This window comes from Scytonema hofmannii PCC 7110, assembly GCF_000346485.2.
GTDB lineage: Bacteria > Cyanobacteriota > Cyanobacteriia > Cyanobacteriales > Nostocaceae > Scytonema > Scytonema hofmannii.
This window is the reverse complement of record NZ_KQ976354.1, coordinates 4,924,776-4,945,112: the sequence shown is the minus strand read 5'-3', so window position 1 is coordinate 4,945,112 and position 20,337 is coordinate 4,924,776. Positions and strand designations below refer to the sequence as shown.

Sequence of the window (20,337 nt, the reverse complement as noted above, 5' to 3'; positions counted from 1 at the left end):
CTTATTATGTCCCAGCCATCAATAAAGACAACAGGTATCAGGTTGATATTGCCTGAAAGTATATGGTTGGAACCAGAACACTTTTATCAAGCAACACAAATAAGTAACCGAATTATGAATGAAACACAACAGTGGCAAACTTATCTCAATAGCTTGGGATTGTTTGGGTTTGAAGAATGGTTGACCGCACGTCTTCCAGAACAACCTATTCAAAAACAAACTCATGTCATTGAGACCTGTGCTCAACTCCAACTAGGAGAGTTTAAATTTTGTGTGATTTCTACCGAGCATCTGCTTGATGAAGTGGTAAGCATACCTTCTGGTACTATTCATCACCCCGAACTAGTAGCTCATTTTTATGTCGTGCTAGAAGTGTCTGAAGAACAGGAAGAAGTTATTATTAGAGGTTGTTTGCGTTACGATCAACTTGTTACCTATTGCAGTAGCGATCGCTTGCAAGATGGTTCTTATCAATTACCCTTATCAGTATTCGATCTAGAACCCAATCATTTATTGCATTATTATCTTTACTTAGAACCTAGCTCTATTCCCTTACCCGTGACTTCAACCGAAAAAGTCTCAGAAAATCTATTAACCTACTTCAAGGAAACGAGAATTAAGTTGAGCCAATGGTTCCAAGGGGTTTGTGATGAAGGTTGGGAGGTTATTGATAACTTGCTGGAGCGCGAAACCAATTTGGCGTTTAATACCAGACATATTCTATCAGGTATTAAGAGAGCAAAATTAATTGACTTGGGAGTACAACTCGGTAATCAAACAGTAGCGTTGTTGGTCAATATCTCAGAAGAGAGTGAGGAAAAATTAGGCGTTTTGATTCAGTTACATCCTACCAATGGAGAAAGAGTCTTACCATCAAATATTAAATTAACACTATTTTCTAAAGCTGGAAAAACTCTTCAAGAGGTTACCGCAAGAAGTCAAGATAACTATATTCAACTCAAACCCTTTAAAGGTGAACCAGGAAAGCGCTTTAGTTTAGAAGTCAGTCTCGAAGATGCTAGAGTGAGAGAGTATTTTGAATTGTAAAAAAGCTTTCTCAATCAAAAGGGTGTAAGTTCCGAAAGGTCACCCACACAAGACAAAATCCCTGTTTCCTTGCATTCTGTTGTTTCATGCTCCTCCTACACACAAATTTTTCACAGCACCTCATTTTATCTACTCAACACGGCAATACAAGGATATGGTATAAAAGTAAAACTCACTACAATCTTTGACAATCAAGTGCATCGTTGAATGAGCAAGTCGATTGTTATTAATTTAGGTCAAGGTAACTTAGACCAAGGATTTCCAAGAGTTACTGTTCAGCTATGGGGGGCGGATTATCCTCTTCCAGAGCAATTCATTGGCGACTTACCCCCAGCACCAGAGCTCGTTGAACTTTGTAGAAATTGGCAATCAATCTATCAAAATATTTGCGATCGCAAACACTGGCGTTCTTCACCCCGCGATGACGAAGATGATGATGAACTAGAAATAGATGAAGGCGCTGTTACCAACATCTCAGTTTTAGATTTTCATAGTGTATGTAACAAATTACAACAAAGAATGAATGATTGGTTGCAATCTCAAGGAATTCTTAAGATTAGCCAACAATTGCGTTCTGCACTGAACCCAACAGATGAAATTCGAGTTATTATTCAAACAAACGATCTACTGCTGCGAAAATTACCTTGGCATCGCTGTGATTTCTTTCAAGATTATCCTTTAGCAGAAATAGCTCTCTCCAGACCGGAATACAAACGAGCTCAAGTCTCGCAACCTAAAGTCAAGAGAAAAAGAGTGAGAATTTTGGCGATTCTGGGGAACAGCTTTGGGATCGATTTGGATAAAGAACGTCACTTTCTGAACAATTTAGCAGATGCAGAAGTTGTATTTCTTGTCAAGCCATCAAGACAAGAATTGAATACACACCTTTGGGACTCCATCGGTTGGGACGTTGTATTTTTTGCAGGACACAGTCAAACTGAGGGTGAAACTGGCAGACTTTATATTAATGAAAGCGAAACCAACAACAGTTTGACGGTTGAACAGTTAGAAGAAGCACTCAAAGCAGCTATTGAAAATGGTTTAAAACTAACAATTTTCAACTCTTGTGATGGATTGGGATTATCTTTAGCGCTGGAAAAATTGAATATTCCCACAGTTATTGTGATGCGGGAACCAGTCCCAAATTATGTTGCCCAAGAGTTTTTCAAACATTTTCTAGAAGCGTTTGCCGTTGAACGACGTTCTTTATATCTTTCGGTACAACAAGCACGCAGAAAATTGCAAGGTTTGGAAGATGACTTACCAGGCGCTTCTTGGTTGCCAACAATTTGTCAAAATCCCGCCGTCAAACCGCCGACTTGGCTCAATTTGTCTGGAATGCCGCCCTGTCCCTATCGTGGCTTGTTTGCGTTCCGCGAAGAAGATGCACACTTATTTTATGGACGGGAAAGGTTTACTCAGGATTTAGTGACAGCAGTGAAAAAAAAGCCATTTGTGGCTGTGGTAGGTTCTAGTGGAAGCGGTAAGTCCAGCGTTGTGTTTGCCGGATTGGTACCTCGGTTGCGGCAAGATACAAATGTTAATTGGCAAATTATCTCTTTTCGTCCTGGCAATAAGCCAATAACAGCCCTAGCAGCAGCTTTTGCACCTTTAAGTACCGCACAAGCAGTCAACAGTGATAGATTTCCGAGTGCGGGATTAAAACTGACAGCGCAAGCGAATTATCAGTTGCTAGCGGGTGTAAATTCTCTGACTGACAATTCATCATTTACCGATGAAAACTTCCGTTCCCTAGTGAATTTGGAATTGGAACTGGCGCTAGAACAAGACGACGGTGCTTTATACAAAATCATTGAAACCTTTGTTCAACAAAATCCTGGAACTCGCCTGGTACTCATTGCCGATCAATTCGAGGAACTCTACACCCTTTGTCCTGAAAATGAACGCCAACATATCCTAGAATTATTACTTAACGCCTGTACTCGCGCTCCCGCATTTACCTTAGTCACAACCCTACGAGCTGATTTTTATGGGTACGCTCTTTCTTATCGTCCTTTGAGTAATGCTTTGCAAGGAGCAGTTCTCAACCTTGCGCCTATGTCCCGTGACGAATTGCGCGATAGCATTGAAAAGCCTGCGGCACAAATGCAGGTGGAACTAGAAAAAGAGTTGACAAATAAGCTGATTTATGCGTTGGAAGGACAGCCGGGACGGTTACCCCTATTGGAGTTTACCCTGACCCAACTCTGGTCAAAACAAACTGAGGGATTGCTGACTATTGAGGCTTACGAAGAGATTGGTGGTGTGGAAGAAGCGCTAGCGAATCATGCAGAGGGAGTATACAGCCAACTTTCCGAGACAGACAGACAGCGATCGCAACGAGTATTCATGCAGCTAGTTCAATTAGCAGAAGGTGGTGAAGCAACCCGGAGGTTAGCCACTCGTGCTGAAGTCAAAGAAGAAAACTGGGATTTAGTAACCCACTTGGCATCAAATCGTTTGGTCGTGACAAATTTTAAGGGACACACGTGTTATGAAACAGTAGAAATTGTGCATGAAGCCCTGATTAAAAGTTGGGGACGCTTGGAATACTGGCTGCAAATGGATGGAGAGTTTCGTAACTGGCAAGAAAAGTTGCGAGTGGCAATTGGTCAGTGGGAGAGTAGCAATTTAGATGAAGGGGCATTGTTACGAGGAAAACCCCTTTCCGATGCAGAATATTGGCAAACAAAACGATGGGAAGAACTGAGTGTTAGCGATCGCAATTTTATTCACTCTTCTTTAGAACTGCGGGAACGGGAAGTCAAACAGCAAAAGCGACGGCAGCAAACAACTATTCTAGGTCTTGCCAGTGGGATGGCGATCGCATCAATACTTGCCGCGTTTGCTGGGTGGCAGTGGCAAAAAGCTCGGATTAATGAAATTCAGGCAACCACTAAATCTTCACAAGCTCTGTTTGCTTCCGATAGAAGATTGGATGCCCTCGTAGAAGCACTGAGAGCAAAGCATAAATTAATAACATTTGGTACAAATATACCAGAAACAAAGACTCAAGTTGATTTAGCACTCAATCAGGCAATATATGGAGCCAATGAGTACAACCGCCTGTCAGGACACGGTGCTAAAGTACACAAAGTGACCTTCAGCCCTAACGGTCAGATCGTCGCCACAGCCAGTGCAGACATGACAGTCAAACTGTGGCAACAAGATGGTAGTTTGCTAAAAACGCTTACCGGACATAGAGGTGCAGTCTACGGAGTGGCTTTCAGCCCAGATGGTCAGACCATTGCCTCAACAAGTGACGATCGCACAGTCAAACTGTGGAAGCTTGACGGCACCTTACTCACAACTCTCAATCATACATCTGAAGTGTACGCAGTTGCATTTAGCCCAGACGGGCAAACTCTGGCCTCAGCAACTTGGGATGGACGCGTTCACCTCCGGAAGCGAGATGGGACTTTATTGTCAACCATTTCAGGTCACCGAGAAAGCGTAGATGCTGTCGCGTTTAGCCCTGATGGTAAAACCATTGCTTCCGGAAGTTGGGACAAAACAGTTAAACTGTGGAAACCTGATGGTACGTTACTTACAACTCTTCAGCATAATGACAAAGTTCTGGCGATCGCAATTAGCCCCAACGGTCAGTTTCTTGCCACAGCCAGTGCTGATAAAACAGTGAAACTCTGGAAAAGAAATACTAAAGGAGAATTTGAAACGCGCCCCTACCAAATTTTGAAAGGTCACGATGGTCAGGTTCATGGAGTCGCCTTTAGCCCTGACAGTCAGCTGATTGCTTCTGTCGGTTGGGATAAGACTGTCAGACTTTGGCAGCTTGATGGTACTGAGATTGCCGTACTCAAAGGTCACAGTGGAATCATTTGGGATGTCACTTTTAGCCCCGATGGTCAAACTATCGCCACCGCTTCTGATGATAAAACTATCAGATTTTGGCACTGGAAACATCCTTTACTCACCGCATTGAACGGTCACAGTGCTGCAGTGCATGGGGTCAAGTTCAGTCCTGATGGACAGTTCATTGCGACTGCCTCTGACGACAAAACCGTAAAACTATGGAAGCGTAATGGTAGTCCTGTGACAACCTTCACGGGTCATAGCAATGCTGTATGGGATATTGCGTTTCACCCTAATGGTGAGACAATTGCTACAGCCAGTTGGGATAAGACAGTTAAACTCTGGCAGCGAAATGGCAGCTTAATAAAATCTCTTGTCGATCACCGCTTCTATGTAAACGCAGTGGCTTTCAGCCCTGACGGTCAGATGTTAGCGTCTGCTTCTGATGACAAAACCGTGAAACTTTGGCAGCCCAACGGCAGTCCAATTACCACTCTGAACGGTCATACCGATGAGGTTTGGGCTGTTACCTTTAGCCCAGACAGTCAAACAATTGTTTCAGCAAGTCAAGATAATACAATCAAGTTTTGGAAACGAGATGGAACTCTTGTGAGAACTGTGAACGTGGGTTCCCCAGTGACCGCAGTCACTTTCAGTGCCAACGGTCAGCTAATTGCCACAGGAAGCTGGGACAAAACCGTGAAACTGTGGAAACCTGATGGCACAAGAGTGACAACCCTTACTGGTCATAGTGCTGAGGTTTTTGGGGTGGCGTTTAGCCCTGATAGTCAAATCATTGCCTCAGCAAGTGGCGATCGGACTGTGAAATTATGGAGGACAACAGATGGTAAGAAGCTAACAACGTTTCAAGGTCATAACGCGACTGTTTGGAAAGTCGCGTTTAGCCCCGAGGGTGAAACAATTGTTTCTGGTGATGAAGACAAGAGAGTGCTTTTATGGAATTGGAAGAGTTTTCGCCAACAGGATGAACTACTCCTTTACGGCTGTGAGTGGTTAAGAGATTATCTTCGGACGAATACCGATGTACAATCCAAAGATAACGGTCTCTGTTCTTAAATTGAGTTGTTTTTTAGCTTGATTAACTTAGGAGGAAAACATGACTATTAGGGTTGCAAATCTACCTTTACAATCTACAGAGCAAGATTTAGTGAATTTGTTTGCAGAATACGGAGATGTTCAGGGAATTAGATTTTTGTCTGAAGATACAGTAGAAGTCAACTTAGAAAATCAAGAAACTGAGGATAGTGCTATTGCAGAACTGAATGGTAGCGAATTTAATGGCAACATACTTTCAATCTCTGCTGATGAGGAAGATAGTAGAGGGTTAAGACCAACAAGCCATGGAACTGGCGGTCAACCACCAAAACGTAACAGATAACTATAAATACAGTACTCGAGTTTGATTTGTCACATCCTTTCTTTACTTTAACGCTACCATGTACACACAAGTTGGTTCGACCATTGCTGTGTTCGGCAAGTTTCTACGACATTGACTTCTCCCCATGCCTAAAGGCAGGGGATTCACTAAGAAGTTCTGCCGTATTTCTTTGCGATCGCAACCAGGGCGGCGGATTCCACATCGCGTCCATCCAATCCCCAATCCCAACTCCCTACCGTCCACCCTGGCTGTGAGCAGATTCACGGTCAAGCGTGCGATCCTACTCACCCCTCGCGGGTAGATGGGCAAGGGGTGGTTGGGAGGGTTTCAAATTTTTATTACAGATTGGCTGAGAAACTGCATAAGTTATAGTAGCTTGCACCTATCTAATAAGATTGGTTATTTAAAATAAAGTATTTTGTTCTCTATCTAAAGAGAGATTTTTATGAAATTGTTCTTTTTCGGTAAGTATTTTAGAAGTAGTTATGTGAAAATAACTTCTATTAGTCCATGAAATTCCTGGGAGTCATGTCTAGAGTGCCGATATAGTTTTCAAAAAAGCGATCTAGAAAAGTATTAATAGAATCAATAGAAGATTGCTAATAGTATTTAATGGAAACTTCTTAATGGAAAATTAAAAGATGATTAGTGCTATTATTGTACTTTATACAGTCGCTCAAGTTATCTTCTCGCTAATTTTTCATAAAACAATAATTAATAATTATCAGGTTTCACAATTTCTATCAATTGCATTAAGTCCTTTCTTTTTTAAATTTTTTAGATTTCTGATTATTATGACCACAGGATATGCAATTCAAGATGTCCCTTTATTCCAAGTTCTTATAGTAACAATTATTAGTGGTTTTCTGTCTACAATAATTACAATTATTATTCAGTTTGTTTTTGAGATGGAATGACACAATCTATCTACTACGCCCTACATACAAAAAAAAACCCCAACTCCTGGTGATTGCATTACGGCATGAGGGATATGGGGATAGTTTAGTTGTTTGTCTGCGTTTGCATACTTATGAGTTTGCATACTTACGATAATTTGAGTATTACATGAAACCATGATGAAAAAATCATGAGATTTTTCTCATGACGTATAAAGAATTGTTTGATAGTGTAATGAAACTCTACGTATTACTTTTAATACTTGCGTTTTTACCAACTTTAACTATGAATTCACAAACATACCATTTGCAGTCCGAGAATTTTTCTGACGAGACAGAATCGATTAAACACGAAGACCAACGTTTAGTGTATGAGCGGTTTCGCGTTATAGCAAAAGATACCGTGGACGGAAGTTACTATATTGGGCGTATTCAACTGAATGCAACTCAGGCTGATTATTTTTGTTGGTGTCATTCCTGTACACAGTTAAATCCAGGGATTTTTGTAGATGGCTGCTTATCTGAATCTCTTGATGTAAATAAGAGAGCTTTGTTAGTCATCAGATAGACTATTGCTCTTGGTTAATGCTTACCGACTAAGTGAATAGAGAAATGTCCTCTTACAATTACTTGGAAGTATCGGAAGAGCAGGTGTTAGGAGCGGCTGCTAGCTTGTCAATGCTATCACCTGTTGCTAATACTAATGAAAACACTTATGTCTCAAAAATATTTTCATCCTCCTGGTGAAAATTACCTTCGACTGATGTCATCCCTGATTTCCCATCAGTTAATGATTTGTAGGAAATTGTCCCAAACCAAACCCGCTCTTTAAAAGAACGGGTTTGTATTGGTTTACTTATTCAAACTGTCTTGCTTTAACCCCCTGATTTGTGAAGGAACTTGAGTGAAAAGCACTCATGCACCTAAGCCTATACTTCTTAGCACATTATTGACCACAAGATTAGCACCGAAAGCCGCGCTATTGACGGCACTAACAAAGGCATTGCGAACATCAGCATCGATGGTTACAAGTCCCCCTTTTGTTGCATCAATCTCAGCATCTGTTAACTTTTGAATAGAGTCAGCATCAACAGTATGCAGTTGGAAAATTGTAATTTTAGTCATGTTAATTTCCCATCAAGATTTCATTATTTGTCTTTGGGATTTGATGAATGTCTTTTCTTATCCCATTCCTATAATGCGTTACTGACTTTTCAATTCCAAGGCTTTCATCATTTCATAATGGAAAAAAGTTCTTTAATTAGATGAAACCATGATGAAAAAACAATGAGAAAAACCTCATGATGTGCCTACCATAGCTTTAGAAGAACCATGCTAACTCAAATAAGCAATGCTGGCATCCCGTTAAGAGTAATTCAGGAGATATCCGAGCATCGAAATCTTGAGCAGTTGCAGAAGTACTTAGCTGACTTTTCCACATCCCGTGAAAAGTCGGGATAAAATACGAGCCATGCAGTCATCTTACTACCTTTGTGCGTGCGCAATGCCGTGCGCTCCTACCCCTAACCCTACTCTTGATAATTGACTATCCTCACTAAAATTGCTATAAGTACCTAACTTGTGGTTCTATAACAAAAGCAGCACTGTAAAGTTTGTTTGGCAGCATTTACCTCTTAATGTAAGCTCATGGCAGTCTATGAAAATCGAGAAGCGTTTATTCCCTACCGCCGCACTGATATTATCGAACTTTGCCTGCAAGATGGTCAGTTCAATGCTGCTGAGGCTGAAAAATTTAAAGATTTCTGCCAAATTCTATCTGCATACTACCACTTTCGCTTCCACAAGACCTTAGAAATTATCAAAGACAACTACGTACCTTTCAACCCTAGTGCAGATGTTCAATCGCTGACTCAACCAACTTTTGACCAATATGACGCGATGGAGTCAAAAGTGGTTGAAGCGTTTCATCACATTTTAGAAAGGGCTAATTACATTCCTTTATCTGAATCAATTGTAAAACGAGCATTAGGTAAGAAATCGCTAATTGATTTGAAAACTCAAGTTGATTTTGAGGACTTTGACTGCTTTTTCTGCTATTATCAAGGCGATACCAGTAAGAAAATTATTCTGAAAAAATTCTTCTTTTGGCAGCAGGAAAAAAATATTGAGACTTTTGAACGAATTGTTTTACTGATTAAGTTTAAGGAAGTGGCTTACTTTCGCCGTAAGAAAATTAAGATAGAAGAGTTAAATTTTACGCCTGGTAAAATGTATGTTTACTTCTATAAAAATATTCCAAAACTAGATATTGACTTGCTTTTTCCTAATGTTGTCACTAGTATGACTTGGAAAGATCGCCTGCTATTTGGCATTCCTGCTATTGGAGCAGCAATTCCCTTGCTCTTAAAAGCATTACCAAATTTGTTATTACTGATTGCTGCCATTTTGCTGGTTTTTAATGCGACATCTCTACTTAAATCATTAGGTTTAGTTGTAGAACAGTATAAAAGCCAAAATGTCATGTCCGTTCTGGTGGCAACACTATCGTTAGCGATCGCTCTAGGTGGTTTTGCTTTTCAGCAATACAATAAGTACAAAAATAAAAAAATTAAATTTCAAAAAGATGTGACGGATACGCTATTTTTTAAGAATTTAGCTAGTAATACAAGTGTTTTTCAGATGCTAATGGATATTGCTGAGGAGCAAGAGTGTAAAGAAATTATTTTGGTTTATTATCATCTTTTAACTTGTCCAACTCCTCTGACTCCACAACAGCTAGACTCTCGCATTGAAACTTGGATGGAGAGGAAGGTGGGTATGAAAATTAACTTTGACATCCATGGTCCTTTAAATAATTTAGAAGAGATTCGTGGCCAAGTTTTGGGAAATAGTAAGGAAGTTGATAATGTGTCTGAGATTCCTTTACTTACTTATGATAATCAGGGATTTTGCCACGTTCTTTCTTTGGATGATGCTAAGGCTGTTATCGATTATGTTTGGGACAATGCTTTTCAATACAATGGAATAGCCTTATCGTAGGTTGAGTTGAGGAAATGAAACTGAATTTGGAATCTACCCAATGTCGATTTGGTGGAGAGAAATATCAATTGGAGGTCGTAACTGAGAGCAAATTGCTAAAACTTGATGTATTTCATTTGTTAAGAATTGTTGGAAGAGAGGTTCATCGTAGATGAAATGACTATCTAGTGCATTGAAAGTTTGCTGAGATAGAATATAATCGAATCTGGGTGCCCATTTTCTTGCCCCAAGTCTTGCAGTTATGGAACAATTATCAACCATAAAAGCAATTCCTCTATGGTGCATATAGGGATTGAGAGAATCGACAGCTTCGATAATGGACTCGTTAGCGATTTCAGAGTAGGAATGCCCTTTTTCTTTTAATAAGTTAATTTGAGCCATCATAGTTGCGATGTAAATGCCAGCAGTCACAGGATGAATGGGGATGTTATCAGATTTTCTATTGGCACGAACATGAATACCAGTTTGCCACATGGGTGTACCGTCAATTTTGCCCAAAGGATAACTTTTGTGACGGTGACTTGCTGCGATCGCACTCCGAATTTCGTTTCCGGAAGCAACTTCATCATAAATTTCTTGTAAGATTTCCAAAGCAGGGTCATAGGCTGCTAAGTAAGCTTTCTTGAAAGTTTCTTTATCTGTTTTATCGAATGATTCATAAACAGCAAGAATTCCTTGCTGAGATATCATTTTGGTAATTGGTCCTGTAATTGATTCCACTGAATAAATATAAGCTTCTTCTCGTGAAGAACCATGACTCATAAACCATCTGTATAGACTTTCTACAATACCGTGAATAGCTCCCAGTAAAATTCCTCTTTCTCCAAAAATATCAGATTTATACTCAGATTCCAGAGTGGTATGAAAAATTGCAGGCGAACCAATCGCTATTGCCCATCCAAGAGCGTAATCTGTTGCTTTACCAGTGATATCTTGATAAATAGCAAAGCTAGAATTAATACCTGCTCCGTTAATTTCTTTGCCTTGCTCGTAAAGACGCCTGACTGAAGGTCCCATACCTTTAGGGCAAACAGCGATCGCATTAATATTGTTAGGAAAACACTCACCAAGATTTTTCAAATGTCCCAATAAAAATCCATGAGACAATCCCAATGTACTTCCCGGACGCATTGCCTCAAAAATTCGCTCTTTATTTTCAGCTTGTGCAGCATCAGAAATGAGAAGAATTGATATATCTGACTCAGAAATAACCTCATACATTTCCCCCAAAGTTCCATTATCTCTGGTAAATCCAAAATTTTCTGCTGATGAAATAGAAGCAGAATTCTCTCGCAGCCCGACTTTGACTTGAATACCAGTACCTGCTAAAGAATCTCTTAAATTTTGTGCTTGAGCGCGACCTTGAGATGACCAGCCAATAACTCCAATTTGCCGAACTCCTTCAAATGCTTTAGACAAAAGCGGAAAAAGATGGCGTCCTCCCCGAACAATATATTCTTCCGTGTTAGCTAAAAAAATCTTCTCTGTCTTAAAAATTTTTGTACTAAAATCTAAACTCATTGGATTAAACAATTTTGGATTTTGGATTTTGGATTAACTGATTTTGGATTGAGAAAGCCTTATCCACAATTAATCGCAGACAGAAAAATAACTGTTAGTTTTTAACATAGAGGTTATTTTTTTCACTGTCCAACACCTTTTTCATAAGCAATTAACACTTAAAAAGTTCAAATCGGATTATGGAACTAAGACATTTACGCTACTTTGTCGTCATTGCAGAAGAACTGCACTTTGGTCGCGCTGCAGAACGACTCCACATGACTCAGCAACCTCTCAGCCAACAAATCCGTCAATTAGAAGCAGAGATAGGTGTGCTTTTGTTCCACCGTACTAAGCGTCGAGTACAGTTAACAGAAGCAGGAAAAGCATTTTTGGAGGAAGCGCGTCAGATATTGCATAAAGCATCTCAGGCGGTAGAGATGGCAAGGCAAGTTGCTCGCGGAGAAAACGGTAGACTGACAGTAGGGTTCTCTGGTTTTGCTACTTACAGTCTTTTGCCTAAAGTTCTGAGGATATTCCGAGAGCGGTTTCCACTGGTGGAACTGGAATTGGAAGAGATGACATCTAGCGCTCAAGTTCAAGCTTTGCAAAATCGCCAAATTCACCTCGGTTTGATGATTCCACCCATACCCGATACAGAGTTAGTTCAAGAACCAATCCTACGCGAGCCATTGGTGGTGATTTTGCCAGAAACTCATCCACTTGCCACCCAGTCAGAGTTAAAATTATCTGCACTCGCTAACGAGTCCTTCATTTTGGTTTCTCGTCATCTCGAACCGGGCTATTACGATTTATGTATCAGTTTATTTCAACAAGCTGGTTTTAGTCCTAAAGTTTTTCAAAAGGCAAGTCAGAAGCAGACAATTCTCGGTCTTGTCTCCGCCGGTATGGGTGTTTCCCTTGCACCTGCTTCCATCCGCAACATTCATAGAACTGGGGTAGTCTACACGACTCTCAGTTCCTTAAATGTAGAAGTAGAGTTAGTAGCAGTTTGGCGTCAGGATGACACTTCCACTGTCTTACAGACATTTGTTCGTGTTCTTCGAGAAATCATTGCTCAAATTGAAGTTAAATAACAGAAAAAAGATGCTGCTAACGTCTCTAAAGAATTGCCACAAATTCTGTAAAAAATAACAGTGCCAAAGTAGGTAGCACTGTTGAACTGAAACATTTCAATTGAACCTTATAACGACGAAATACCAAAAACAAAACTCTACATCTGCTATTTTTTAACCTCTGGATGAAAAGAGGATGAACATTCGATGAGAAAATTTTCATCCGATGCTAAACTCAATGAATACTCCTTGTGTAGTAACACACCCCTTAGGAACTGATTGGGGTGTGTTTTCCGTTGTCAGTGACAGTATCTCACCCTTCCCTAACGATCCAAATTAGCATACCGAGGATGAATTCTACAGGAGGTAGAGGATAGTCCATTAAGTCAATTGTCACTGTTCTGTCTTCAAGTTTCATGAAACGCCACTGGGTACCATTACTGATTACCCCGTAGATTGTCGAGATAGGTATTTCATTCGTTTGATTAAACTGTTGCGCAGCGACCATTTCGGCAATACATTGCCCGATCCCTTCGTTAAGATTATCGCGTTTGGCTTCAGCCAGAACGATTATCGGCGCTTCAATTTCGAGTTGTTCAACAGAACGACTGATAAGATAATCAACATAGCCATTGAGTCCCTTTTCTGGAGCGACAGTAAAATCCCGACCAGAGAACAGGCTGACTTGAAAGTTGAGAATTCGTCTCACCTCTTGTAACACAGGGTAAACAATCGATTCAGACTTCGCTCGTTCAGAACCAACAGCGATCGCCCACGGCAAATCCTCCAAAGCGGCTTGTAATCTAGCACTTGGTGGAATCGGCTCAATCTGCGGTAGAAACCGTCCACCTTCAACCGCTATCAAGTTAAAGTCTTTTTTAGCTTTTGCGAACGTAAAGTTGCTGTAAGGCATAGACTCAATTTTGTACCATCATGTCTTATTGTCGTGGACGTGAAGCGGCAAGAATCGCATTCCAGCTAAAATGAAAAAGAAACAGCGATCGCGTACCATTATGTTTACCATTGCGGAATTACGAGAATTACAAACAGAACACCCAGATTGGCGAATGGAACTAGTGGACGGGAGTATTGTTGTTATGGGTCTATCAGATTACGAAGTTTGCATTATTCAAATTAACATTTGATAAACTGAAAAGTTTTCTTAAAGCTCTACAAATTTCGTCTCTTTTAAACTTATATGCATACCTTAACACCCACTCAGTTTCAATAATTACAGTATCTGGTATAAAAATATTTTTCATCTGGAAAATTTCTAGACTCTTTTGGTACTGTAATTCGTCATCTTGAGTCAAAAGACGCACAATTATATTAGTATCAACTGCGTCCATGCCATAATTCCTCTACACCTTGGCGAATTGCGTTATCCATATCTTCAAGAGTTTTTGGTACGCCTTGATATTTTAAACAACCAGCAACGTCATCCAAGGTAGTTGTTAAAAAAGGTTTTTTCGGCTTAAGAAGAATTCCATCACCCATATCTATTGCTATCAATTCTTGACCAATTTCCCAACCATGAGATTTTCGCAATGATTCGGGAATCATCACTTGTCCTTCATCTGTGACCTTTATGATTTCCATACACTAAAAATTGATAGAATATTATCATTATATCATTTGTCACAAGTTAAGGCTACAAGGCAGTTTTCAAGGGGATTTTAGAAGATGCTTGGCCGAAAAACTCCTTAGATCCTCGCTGTTTTTCCGGGAAAGGTGCGACAATTAACTTAACGTTTGGTTTTCATTGTCGTTTAACAATACCTAAATCTTGATTTTCTGGAGATGCGAAATACTTATGAGTTCATTTGTGCTTTGTTTTCAAGATATTGATCGAACAAAAATCACGGTTGTTGGGGGTAAAGGCGCAAACCTGGGGGAACTTTCCAAGATTGAAAGAATCCACGTACCGGATGGCTTTTGTATTTCTACTGAAGCTTTTAAAAGAATCATTAGGGAAACGTCGTCGATTAACGAATTACTCGCTCAGTTATCGCTTCTAAAGGTGGAAGACCGAGATAAAATCGGTGAACTTAGCGGTGAGATTCGCAGGGTCATCGAAGCGATAGCCATTCCTCAAGACATTAATGAAGAGATTACTCGCCTCCTCTCCAGGCTTGATGAAAAAAATGCCTATGCAGTACGATCCAGCGCAACTGCTGAGGATTTACCGACAGCCTCTTTTGCAGGCCAGCAGGATACGTATTTGAACATTATCGGTCATGTGGCAATTCTAAAGCATATCAGCAAGTGCTGGGCATCGCTATTTACCGAGAGGGCAATAATTTACCGCCTTCAAAACAGCTTCGACCACCGTAAAGTCTACCTGTCTGTGGTTGTTCAGAAGATGGTCTTCCCGCAGGTGGCAGGAATTTTGTTTACTGCCGATCCCGTTACTTCTAATAGGAAAGTGTTATCCATTGATGCCAGTTTCGGACTTGGAGAAGCCTTGGTCTCCGGTCTGGTGAATGCTGATATCTATAAAGTGTGTAACCGCAAGGTTATCGATAAGAAGATATCCACCAAGAAACTGGCTATTTATGCCTTAAAAGATGGCAGTACGAAAGAACAGGAGATCGAGCCTGAGAGGCAGAATAGACAAGCGCTGACGGATGAGCAAATTTTACAGCTTGAGCGCATAGGCAGAGAGATCGAAGAACATTTCGGCTGCCCCCAGGATATCGAATGGTGTTTGGCTGATGATACATTTTATATAGTCCAGAGCCGACCAATCACTACTTTATATCCCATCCCTGAAGTGAATGATGAAGAAAATCACGTTTATGTATCTGTCGGTCATCAACAAATGATGACCGATCCAATGAAACCACTGGGATTGTCTTTTTTCCAGTTAACAGCTGCTCGACCCATGTATAAAGCTGGTGGAAGGTTGTTTGTTGATATCACACACGATCTGGCTTCACCTGTTAGAAGAGAAATTGTAGTAGATGTCTTAGGAAAATCCGAGCCGCTCATAAAAGACGCACTTATGACCATCATAGAGCGAGGAGATTTTATAAAATCGTTACCAAATGATAAAAAAGAACTGAGTCCCGGCAAAAGCAATAAAGGTATGTCGCCTGCGGATTTTCAAACACAAATCGAATACGATCCGACAATCGTTTCTGATTTGATTAAGAGTAGCCAAACATCGATAGACGAGTTAAAACATAACATCCAAACGAAATCAGGATCGGATCTAATTGATTTTATTCTGGAAGACACCCAGAAATTAAAGAAGAGTTTATCCGATCCACAAAGTTTTGGTGTGATTATGACTGCTATGAATGCTTCATCATGGATCAATGAAAAAATGAAGGAGTGGTTAGGTGAAAAAAATGTAGCAGACACGCTTTCTCAATCTATACCCAACAACATTACTTCGTCCATGGGCTTGGAGTTATTGGATGTCGCAGATGTGATTCGTCCTTATCCAGAAGTAATTGAGTATTTACAATCTGTAAAAGATGATAACTTTTTGGATGAACTGGTTAAGCTTGATGGTGGACAGAAAACCCAGGACGCTATCTGTGCTTTTCTCAGCAAATACGGAATGCGATGTGCCGGGGAAATCGATATTACGAAAACTCGTTGGAGCGAAAAACCAACTACACTTGTCCCTATGATTCTCAGTAACATCAAAAATCTTGAGCCTAATGCCAGCAATCGGAAATTTGAGCAAGGGCTACAGGAAGCTTTGAAAAAAGAACAAGAGTTATTACATCGATTGAAACAATTACCAGATGGGGAACAAAAAGCCAAAGAGACAAAACGAACGATCGGTCATTACCGGAATTTTATCGGTTATCGTGAATATCCAAAATACGGCATAGTTAATCGCTACTTCGTTTATAAGCAGGCTTTGTTAAAAGAAGCCGAACAACTCGTACAAGCCAACGTTATTCATGAAAAAGAAGATATATACTATCTCAGTTTTGAAGAACTTCACGAAGTCGTGCGCACAAATAAACTGGACTACCAAATCATCAACAAACGAAAAAACGAGTACAAATTATATGAAAAACTAACTCCGCCACGTGTTATCACGTCTGATGGTGAAATCATTACTCTTGAGTACAAACGAGAAAATCTCCCAGATGAAGCTATTGTAGGTCTAGCTGTTTCTTCCGGAGTTATAGAGGGACGAGCACGTGTTATCTTAAACATGGAAGATGCTGACCTGGAAGATGGAGATATTTTAGTTACTTCTTTTACTGACCCTAGCTGGACACCATTGTTTGTATCCTTAAAAGGTTTAGTTACAGAAGTTGGTGGACTTATGACTCATGGAGCAGTTATCGCACGTGAATATGGCTTACCAGCAGTCGTTGGAGTGAAAAATGCTACCAAACGGATAAAAGATGGGCAGAGAATACGGGTGAATGGAACAGAAGGGTATGTAGAAATCTTATATTAAAGCGAAAATTACAAAATTGGATTTTAAATATTGAGGTACCAGAACCCCGGTATCTTTAAGATACCGGGGTTCTAATTTCCGCTTATCCGAGTAGTATTGTAACGGGATTTAACTTTTACCTCTTCATCCCAGGAGTACGTCCGCCTTCGTCGTTACTTCCACCATGAGGATGGGAATTTCCTGGATCGCAACCTTCAGCACCGTTACCAATTCCTTGGTTGCAATGCTGTTTCTTGGGTTTTACCTGTTCAACATTGAGTTCTTCAGCTTCTCCTTGCTGTCCAACCTGCATTTGCGATTGTCCTACAGCATATTGCGAGGATATATCTACCACTTCTCCAGTACTCACCAATGCTTTATATATTAAAGCGACAACTTCAGAGCGAGTTGCTACTTTGTCAGCGTTGAGAGACTGAACGTTAGGATAGTTAACGACAATACCCCGTTGTGTGAGTGCTGCGATCGCATTCCGAACGTCGCTTCTAATGGTAGTTGCATCAGTGTAAGCAGTCAGAATTGCTTCTGTCGATCCGCTAACAGTATAGTTGAGACCTTCTGCCAAGGCAAACAAAGTTTCCAAGCGAGAAAGGTTCATAGTTGGGTTGAACACATTCCCAGAAGCGCCCAAGAAGCCCATTTGATAAGCTTCACGGATGGCATTGTAAGCCCAGTAGGCGGTTGAGACATCTTTGAACTTAACTGCACTCCGAATTGTGACTTTATCAAAAGCTTGGCTTAACATTGCCGCAAATTGAGCGCGAGTCACATACTCATCTGGGCGGAAAGTTCCATCGGGGAAACCTTCAATAATTTCCAGCGCTGCTAACTCAGCAATAAAATCTTTTGCCCAGTGGTTTGCAGACACATCCGAAAACTTCACTTGAACGCCCCTGGCTGTACCGACTTCCCGATAGCCCATCATCATTTGGGTAATATCGTAAGTGGATCTACTGTCAGGGCTAACTTCCTGTAGTTGTACCAGTTGACCGGGTTTAGCTTTTAAAGCTGCTGCTAAGTTAGAACTAAAAACATTGAGAGACTGACGAACAACTGCAAATTTACCTTTGGAGAAGGAAGCAGGATAAACACTAGTCTTAGCAACAGTTGAATAACCTTGAACTTGGAACTGGCTAACTTTGACTTGTTGGGAACTGCTGAAGAAGCTAGCACTTTGACCACTGACTTCCGAGAAGTAGTCATAGGTGGTAGAACCTTCATCAACGACGCCATCAAAGTCAGCATCTAAGCCGTAAACAGTACGGACAACTTTATATTGTGTTGGATTTGCCGACAAAATCAGGTTAACGACTGTATTTGCAGACAAAGATTCAAATTCGCTGTAGCCGATAAAGCGATTTTGAGTATCAAACAAACGTACAACTACTCTGTCGCCTGCTTTCAACCCCTTCACAAACTTAGCTGTCTGCTTAATCTTATACTTGTAATCACCTAAAAAGCGCTCTTTGAAATAGCCTTTACCACGCTTACCTTTAACAGAAATACGGGCAATAACTTCTGAAAAGCTTCCTGATGGTTGCAGAATAGAAAGGGTAAAACCTGTTTTGCTTTTAACAGCAACAGTCGCAGCGCTCATTTGAGTGCTTTGTACGGATGCAGCCCTTGCACCGCTAAATTGAGAACTTTGTGCAGAAGCCTCTACAGCACTTGCTTGAGTTCTGCGTTGTACCACTACGGTTTCACGGCGTTGGATAGCGGTTGTGCGACTGGCGATCTGTTCGTTGGTGCTTCGCACCTTCATCATTGTTGCAGTAATCGCTTGGGTTGACGCTTCATCAAGCTTAGCGATCGCACCAGACTCGTTCGTGCGGTACACCCACATTTGGCTGTTATCTGCAACGACAAGTTGCCAACCAGGTACTAAAGCTTTGGTACAACTTCCTTCTTCTTCTTTTAATCCCAAACAACCATTGGGCCAAATAATCCTTTCCGCTTTCACAACGCGCAATGCAGAAGCTTCTACACTTGCACGTTGGGAAATATCACTCAATACCGCTGTTTTGACTTCTTCTGGCAATTCTGATGAAACAGTTGTCTTGTCGTCATCAACGTCATCATCAGCAATTAATAATTGCTGCTTTGTAGAAGTTTCAGCGCTTTGTGCTTCGGTAGTCTTGGGTACAGAGGCTGCAATAGCTGACGATACTGGAGAAGCGATCGCCAAATAAGCAGCTGCCAAAACGATTTTACCGAAGTTTGTTAAATAGGATTGATTCATGTGTCCCACACCATTGAAAACAGCATTAGTGGTAAATGCGCCCTAATGCCTTCCTCGTCTATTTATCCCTCCGATACAGTAAAAATTAACACTGAAATCAAAACTTTAAAAAACTTCATAATTAGAATTTAGATCCCCGACTTCTTGAAGAAGTCGGGGATCTTGGTCTGAATTATGTCATACTTGTTGCGGGTCTTCACGGGGAGGATGAAAACCGCCTTGTATCCAAAGCTGTCGAGATTTTTGGATAAAGCGATCAATGCGACGTTCATCATTTAAGTCGAGCCGATTACAAGTAGCTCGACCTACAGCAGTAGTGCCAACAATTTTAGTACCATCTTTTGTCCAGAGAAAGTGTTCAGACCATTGTTGCTGACGGGGATTGAATAAGGGAACTTCTTGTTGAGTGTCTGGGTCAAGACCGACAGTGAAATTATAGTGGCGTTCATTACAGCGACGACAAGCTAAAGCTAAATTATTTACATCATCTGAACCTCCTAAAGACTTCGGTATTATGTGGTCAATAGTAAGAGGAGATGTACTGAGAAATTCCAAATAATGACAGTATTCACATCGAAAATTAGCACGATGCCGTACAAACTCTTGAATCTTGTTAGGAATAGTCATGATTGAGATACAATCGTAGCATTAATATAACTGAAAATCATATCTAATTCTCCAATAGCCTCTAGTTCAGCAGCTTCTTCTGGTGTTAGTAAATCAGCTTTTTTTCTATCTAGAAGTTCTTGCATCCGTGAGCCTAACTCTTCAGTAAATTTGAAAAGATTGAGATTGTTCACTTTTTCAACTCGAATACCCGATGTTAACCACGATGAAGGTTTAATTACTACTGGGTTCATAATTTTATACTCATTACTAATTGACAATCTTACTTTAATTATGTTGCCAATTAATTTTAGACGATTGGGAAGCCTTAA

The 20,337-nt window shown here is 40.6% G+C and carries 18 protein-coding genes and 2 pseudogenes; 10 read left to right on the top strand and 10 right to left on the bottom strand.

Annotated elements, in window-relative coordinates:
- Window positions 1–6 precede the first annotated feature (6 nt).
- The 3 genes from WA1_RS20610 to WA1_RS20600 all read left to right on the top strand — a co-directional run bounded on the left by WA1_RS20610 (window position 7) and on the right by WA1_RS20600 (window position 6,259).
- On the top strand, window positions 7–1,047 hold the full coding sequence (locus WA1_RS20610) for a DUF1822 family protein (RefSeq protein ID WP_017741645.1): 1,041 nt from the start codon (window positions 7–9) through the stop codon (window positions 1,045–1,047).
- Window positions 1,048–1,254: 207 nt separating this feature from the next.
- Complete coding sequence (locus WA1_RS20605) at window positions 1,255–5,937, top strand: nSTAND1 domain-containing NTPase (RefSeq protein ID WP_017741646.1); 4,683 nt, start codon at window positions 1,255–1,257, stop codon at window positions 5,935–5,937.
- A gap of 40 nt (window positions 5,938–5,977) precedes the next feature.
- Window positions 5,978–6,259, top strand: coding sequence for an RNA recognition motif domain-containing protein (locus WA1_RS20600; protein ID WP_017741647.1), 282 nt, complete (start codon window positions 5,978–5,980; stop codon window positions 6,257–6,259).
- A 42-nt stretch (window positions 6,260–6,301) separates the two neighbouring features.
- Here the strand turns inward: WA1_RS20600 and WA1_RS55155 are convergent, their stop codons facing one another.
- Window positions 6,302–6,529 carry a hypothetical protein gene (locus WA1_RS55155; RefSeq protein ID WP_148662729.1) on the bottom strand — a complete coding sequence of 76 codons (228 nt, stop codon included), beginning with the start codon at window positions 6,527–6,529 and terminating at the stop codon, window positions 6,302–6,304.
- A 912-nt stretch (window positions 6,530–7,441) separates the two neighbouring features.
- Between WA1_RS55155 and WA1_RS20590 the strand changes: the two genes are divergently transcribed.
- Entirely contained in the window at window positions 7,442–7,723 is a 282-nt protein-coding gene (locus tag WA1_RS20590; protein WP_148662728.1) for a hypothetical protein, read from the top strand.
- 44 nt (window positions 7,724–7,767) lie between these two features.
- On the top strand, window positions 7,768–7,902 hold the full coding sequence (locus WA1_RS60045; protein WP_272819189.1) for a hypothetical protein: 135 nt from the start codon (window positions 7,768–7,770) through the stop codon (window positions 7,900–7,902).
- Window positions 7,903–8,070: 168 nt separating this feature from the next.
- Here the strand turns inward: WA1_RS60045 and WA1_RS20585 are convergent, their stop codons facing one another.
- Complete coding sequence (locus tag WA1_RS20585) at window positions 8,071–8,280, bottom strand: hypothetical protein (RefSeq protein ID WP_017741650.1); 210 nt, start codon at window positions 8,278–8,280, stop codon at window positions 8,071–8,073.
- A 189-nt stretch (window positions 8,281–8,469) separates the two neighbouring features.
- On the opposite strand from WA1_RS20585, the pseudogene WA1_RS52980 reads away from it, so the two are divergent.
- Window positions 8,470–8,616 (top strand): annotated as a pseudogene (locus tag WA1_RS52980) (tyrosine-type recombinase/integrase); the annotation flags it as partial.
- A gap of 186 nt (window positions 8,617–8,802) precedes the next feature.
- On the top strand, window positions 8,803–10,155 hold the full coding sequence (locus WA1_RS20580; protein WP_017741651.1) for a TMEM143 family protein: 1,353 nt from the start codon (window positions 8,803–8,805) through the stop codon (window positions 10,153–10,155).
- 33 nt (window positions 10,156–10,188) lie between these two features.
- On the opposite strand, the gene WA1_RS20575 is transcribed toward WA1_RS20580, so the two are convergent.
- Window positions 10,189–11,676: a ketol-acid reductoisomerase gene (locus WA1_RS20575; protein WP_017741652.1), complete on the bottom strand. Its 1,488-nt coding sequence runs from the start codon at window positions 11,674–11,676 to the stop codon at window positions 10,189–10,191.
- Between the two features lie 179 nt (window positions 11,677–11,855).
- On the opposite strand from WA1_RS20575, the gene WA1_RS20570 reads away from it, so the two are divergent.
- On the top strand, window positions 11,856–12,752 hold the full coding sequence (locus tag WA1_RS20570; RefSeq protein WP_017741653.1) for a LysR family transcriptional regulator: 897 nt from the start codon (window positions 11,856–11,858) through the stop codon (window positions 12,750–12,752).
- Between the two features lie 292 nt (window positions 12,753–13,044).
- Here the strand turns inward: WA1_RS20570 and WA1_RS20565 are convergent, their stop codons facing one another.
- A complete protein-coding gene (locus WA1_RS20565; RefSeq protein ID WP_017741654.1) occupies window positions 13,045–13,644 on the bottom strand; it encodes a hypothetical protein in 600 nt (199 codons plus the stop codon).
- Window positions 13,645–13,714: 70 nt separating this feature from the next.
- On the opposite strand from WA1_RS20565, the gene WA1_RS60040 reads away from it, so the two are divergent.
- Window positions 13,715–13,876, top strand: coding sequence for a hypothetical protein (locus WA1_RS60040; protein WP_272819188.1), 162 nt, complete (start codon window positions 13,715–13,717; stop codon window positions 13,874–13,876).
- On the opposite strand, the gene WA1_RS20560 is transcribed toward WA1_RS60040, so the two are convergent.
- The 3 genes and pseudogenes from WA1_RS20560 to WA1_RS55145 all read right to left on the bottom strand — a co-directional run.
- Window positions 13,838–14,080, bottom strand: coding sequence for a type II toxin-antitoxin system VapC family toxin (locus tag WA1_RS20560; protein ID WP_017741655.1), 243 nt, complete (start codon window positions 14,078–14,080; stop codon window positions 13,838–13,840). The two genes, WA1_RS60040 and WA1_RS20560, sit on opposite strands and share 39 nt — an antisense overlap.
- On the bottom strand, window positions 14,067–14,330 hold the full coding sequence (locus tag WA1_RS20555; RefSeq protein WP_017741656.1) for an AbrB/MazE/SpoVT family DNA-binding domain-containing protein: 264 nt from the start codon (window positions 14,328–14,330) through the stop codon (window positions 14,067–14,069). Before WA1_RS20555 ends, WA1_RS20560 begins: the two co-directional genes overlap by 14 nt.
- 52 nt (window positions 14,331–14,382) lie before the next feature.
- A pseudogene (locus WA1_RS55145) lies at window positions 14,383–14,544 on the bottom strand (IS4 family transposase); the annotation flags it as partial.
- Here WA1_RS55145 and ppsA point away from each other — a divergent pair.
- On the top strand, window positions 14,545–17,163 hold the full coding sequence (gene ppsA, locus WA1_RS20550; RefSeq protein ID WP_017741657.1) for a phosphoenolpyruvate synthase: 2,619 nt from the start codon (window positions 14,545–14,547) through the stop codon (window positions 17,161–17,163).
- 115 nt (window positions 17,164–17,278) lie between these two features.
- Here ppsA and WA1_RS20545 read toward each other — a convergent pair whose 3' ends face one another.
- From WA1_RS20545 to WA1_RS20535, 3 genes are all read right to left on the bottom strand, one after another.
- Window positions 17,279–19,399, bottom strand: a complete 2,121-nt coding sequence (locus WA1_RS20545; protein ID WP_017741658.1) for an S-layer homology domain-containing protein — start codon at window positions 19,397–19,399, stop codon at window positions 17,279–17,281.
- A gap of 177 nt (window positions 19,400–19,576) precedes the next feature.
- Window positions 19,577–20,026, bottom strand: a complete 450-nt coding sequence (locus WA1_RS20540) for an HNH endonuclease (RefSeq protein ID WP_017741659.1) — start codon at window positions 20,024–20,026, stop codon at window positions 19,577–19,579.
- A complete protein-coding gene (locus WA1_RS20535; protein WP_017741660.1) occupies window positions 20,023–20,259 on the bottom strand; it encodes a hypothetical protein in 237 nt (78 codons plus the stop codon). Before WA1_RS20535 ends, WA1_RS20540 begins: the two co-directional genes overlap by 4 nt.
- Between the last annotated feature and the right edge of the window lie 78 nt (window positions 20,260–20,337).

Coding starts and splice junctions, on each gene's coding strand:
- WA1_RS20610 (WP_017741645.1), top strand. CDS start 7: ATGTCCCAGCCATCAATAAAGACAACAGGTATCAGGTTGATATTGCCT.
- WA1_RS20605 (WP_017741646.1), top strand. CDS start 1,255: ATGAGCAAGTCGATTGTTATTAATTTAGGTCAAGGTAACTTAGACCAA.
- WA1_RS20600 (WP_017741647.1), top strand. CDS start 5,978: ATGACTATTAGGGTTGCAAATCTACCTTTACAATCTACAGAGCAAGAT.
- WA1_RS20590 (WP_148662728.1), top strand. CDS start 7,442: ATGAATTCACAAACATACCATTTGCAGTCCGAGAATTTTTCTGACGAG.
- WA1_RS60045 (WP_272819189.1), top strand. CDS start 7,768: ATGTCCTCTTACAATTACTTGGAAGTATCGGAAGAGCAGGTGTTAGGA.
- WA1_RS20585 (WP_017741650.1), bottom strand. CDS start 8,280: ATGACTAAAATTACAATTTTCCAACTGCATACTGTTGATGCTGACTCT.
- WA1_RS20580 (WP_017741651.1), top strand. CDS start 8,803: ATGGCAGTCTATGAAAATCGAGAAGCGTTTATTCCCTACCGCCGCACT.
- WA1_RS20575 (WP_017741652.1), bottom strand. CDS start 11,676: ATGAGTTTAGATTTTAGTACAAAAATTTTTAAGACAGAGAAGATTTTT.
- WA1_RS20570 (WP_017741653.1), top strand. CDS start 11,856: ATGGAACTAAGACATTTACGCTACTTTGTCGTCATTGCAGAAGAACTG.
- WA1_RS20565 (WP_017741654.1), bottom strand. CDS start 13,644: ATGCCTTACAGCAACTTTACGTTCGCAAAAGCTAAAAAAGACTTTAAC.
- WA1_RS60040 (WP_272819188.1), top strand. CDS start 13,715: ATGAAAAAGAAACAGCGATCGCGTACCATTATGTTTACCATTGCGGAA.
- WA1_RS20560 (WP_017741655.1), bottom strand. CDS start 14,080: ATGGACGCAGTTGATACTAATATAATTGTGCGTCTTTTGACTCAAGAT.
- WA1_RS20555 (WP_017741656.1), bottom strand. CDS start 14,330: ATGGAAATCATAAAGGTCACAGATGAAGGACAAGTGATGATTCCCGAA.
- ppsA (WP_017741657.1), top strand. CDS start 14,545: ATGAGTTCATTTGTGCTTTGTTTTCAAGATATTGATCGAACAAAAATC.
- WA1_RS20545 (WP_017741658.1), bottom strand. CDS start 19,399: ATGAATCAATCCTATTTAACAAACTTCGGTAAAATCGTTTTGGCAGCT.
- WA1_RS20540 (WP_017741659.1), bottom strand. CDS start 20,026: ATGACTATTCCTAACAAGATTCAAGAGTTTGTACGGCATCGTGCTAAT.
- WA1_RS20535 (WP_017741660.1), bottom strand. CDS start 20,259: ATGAACCCAGTAGTAATTAAACCTTCATCGTGGTTAACATCGGGTATT.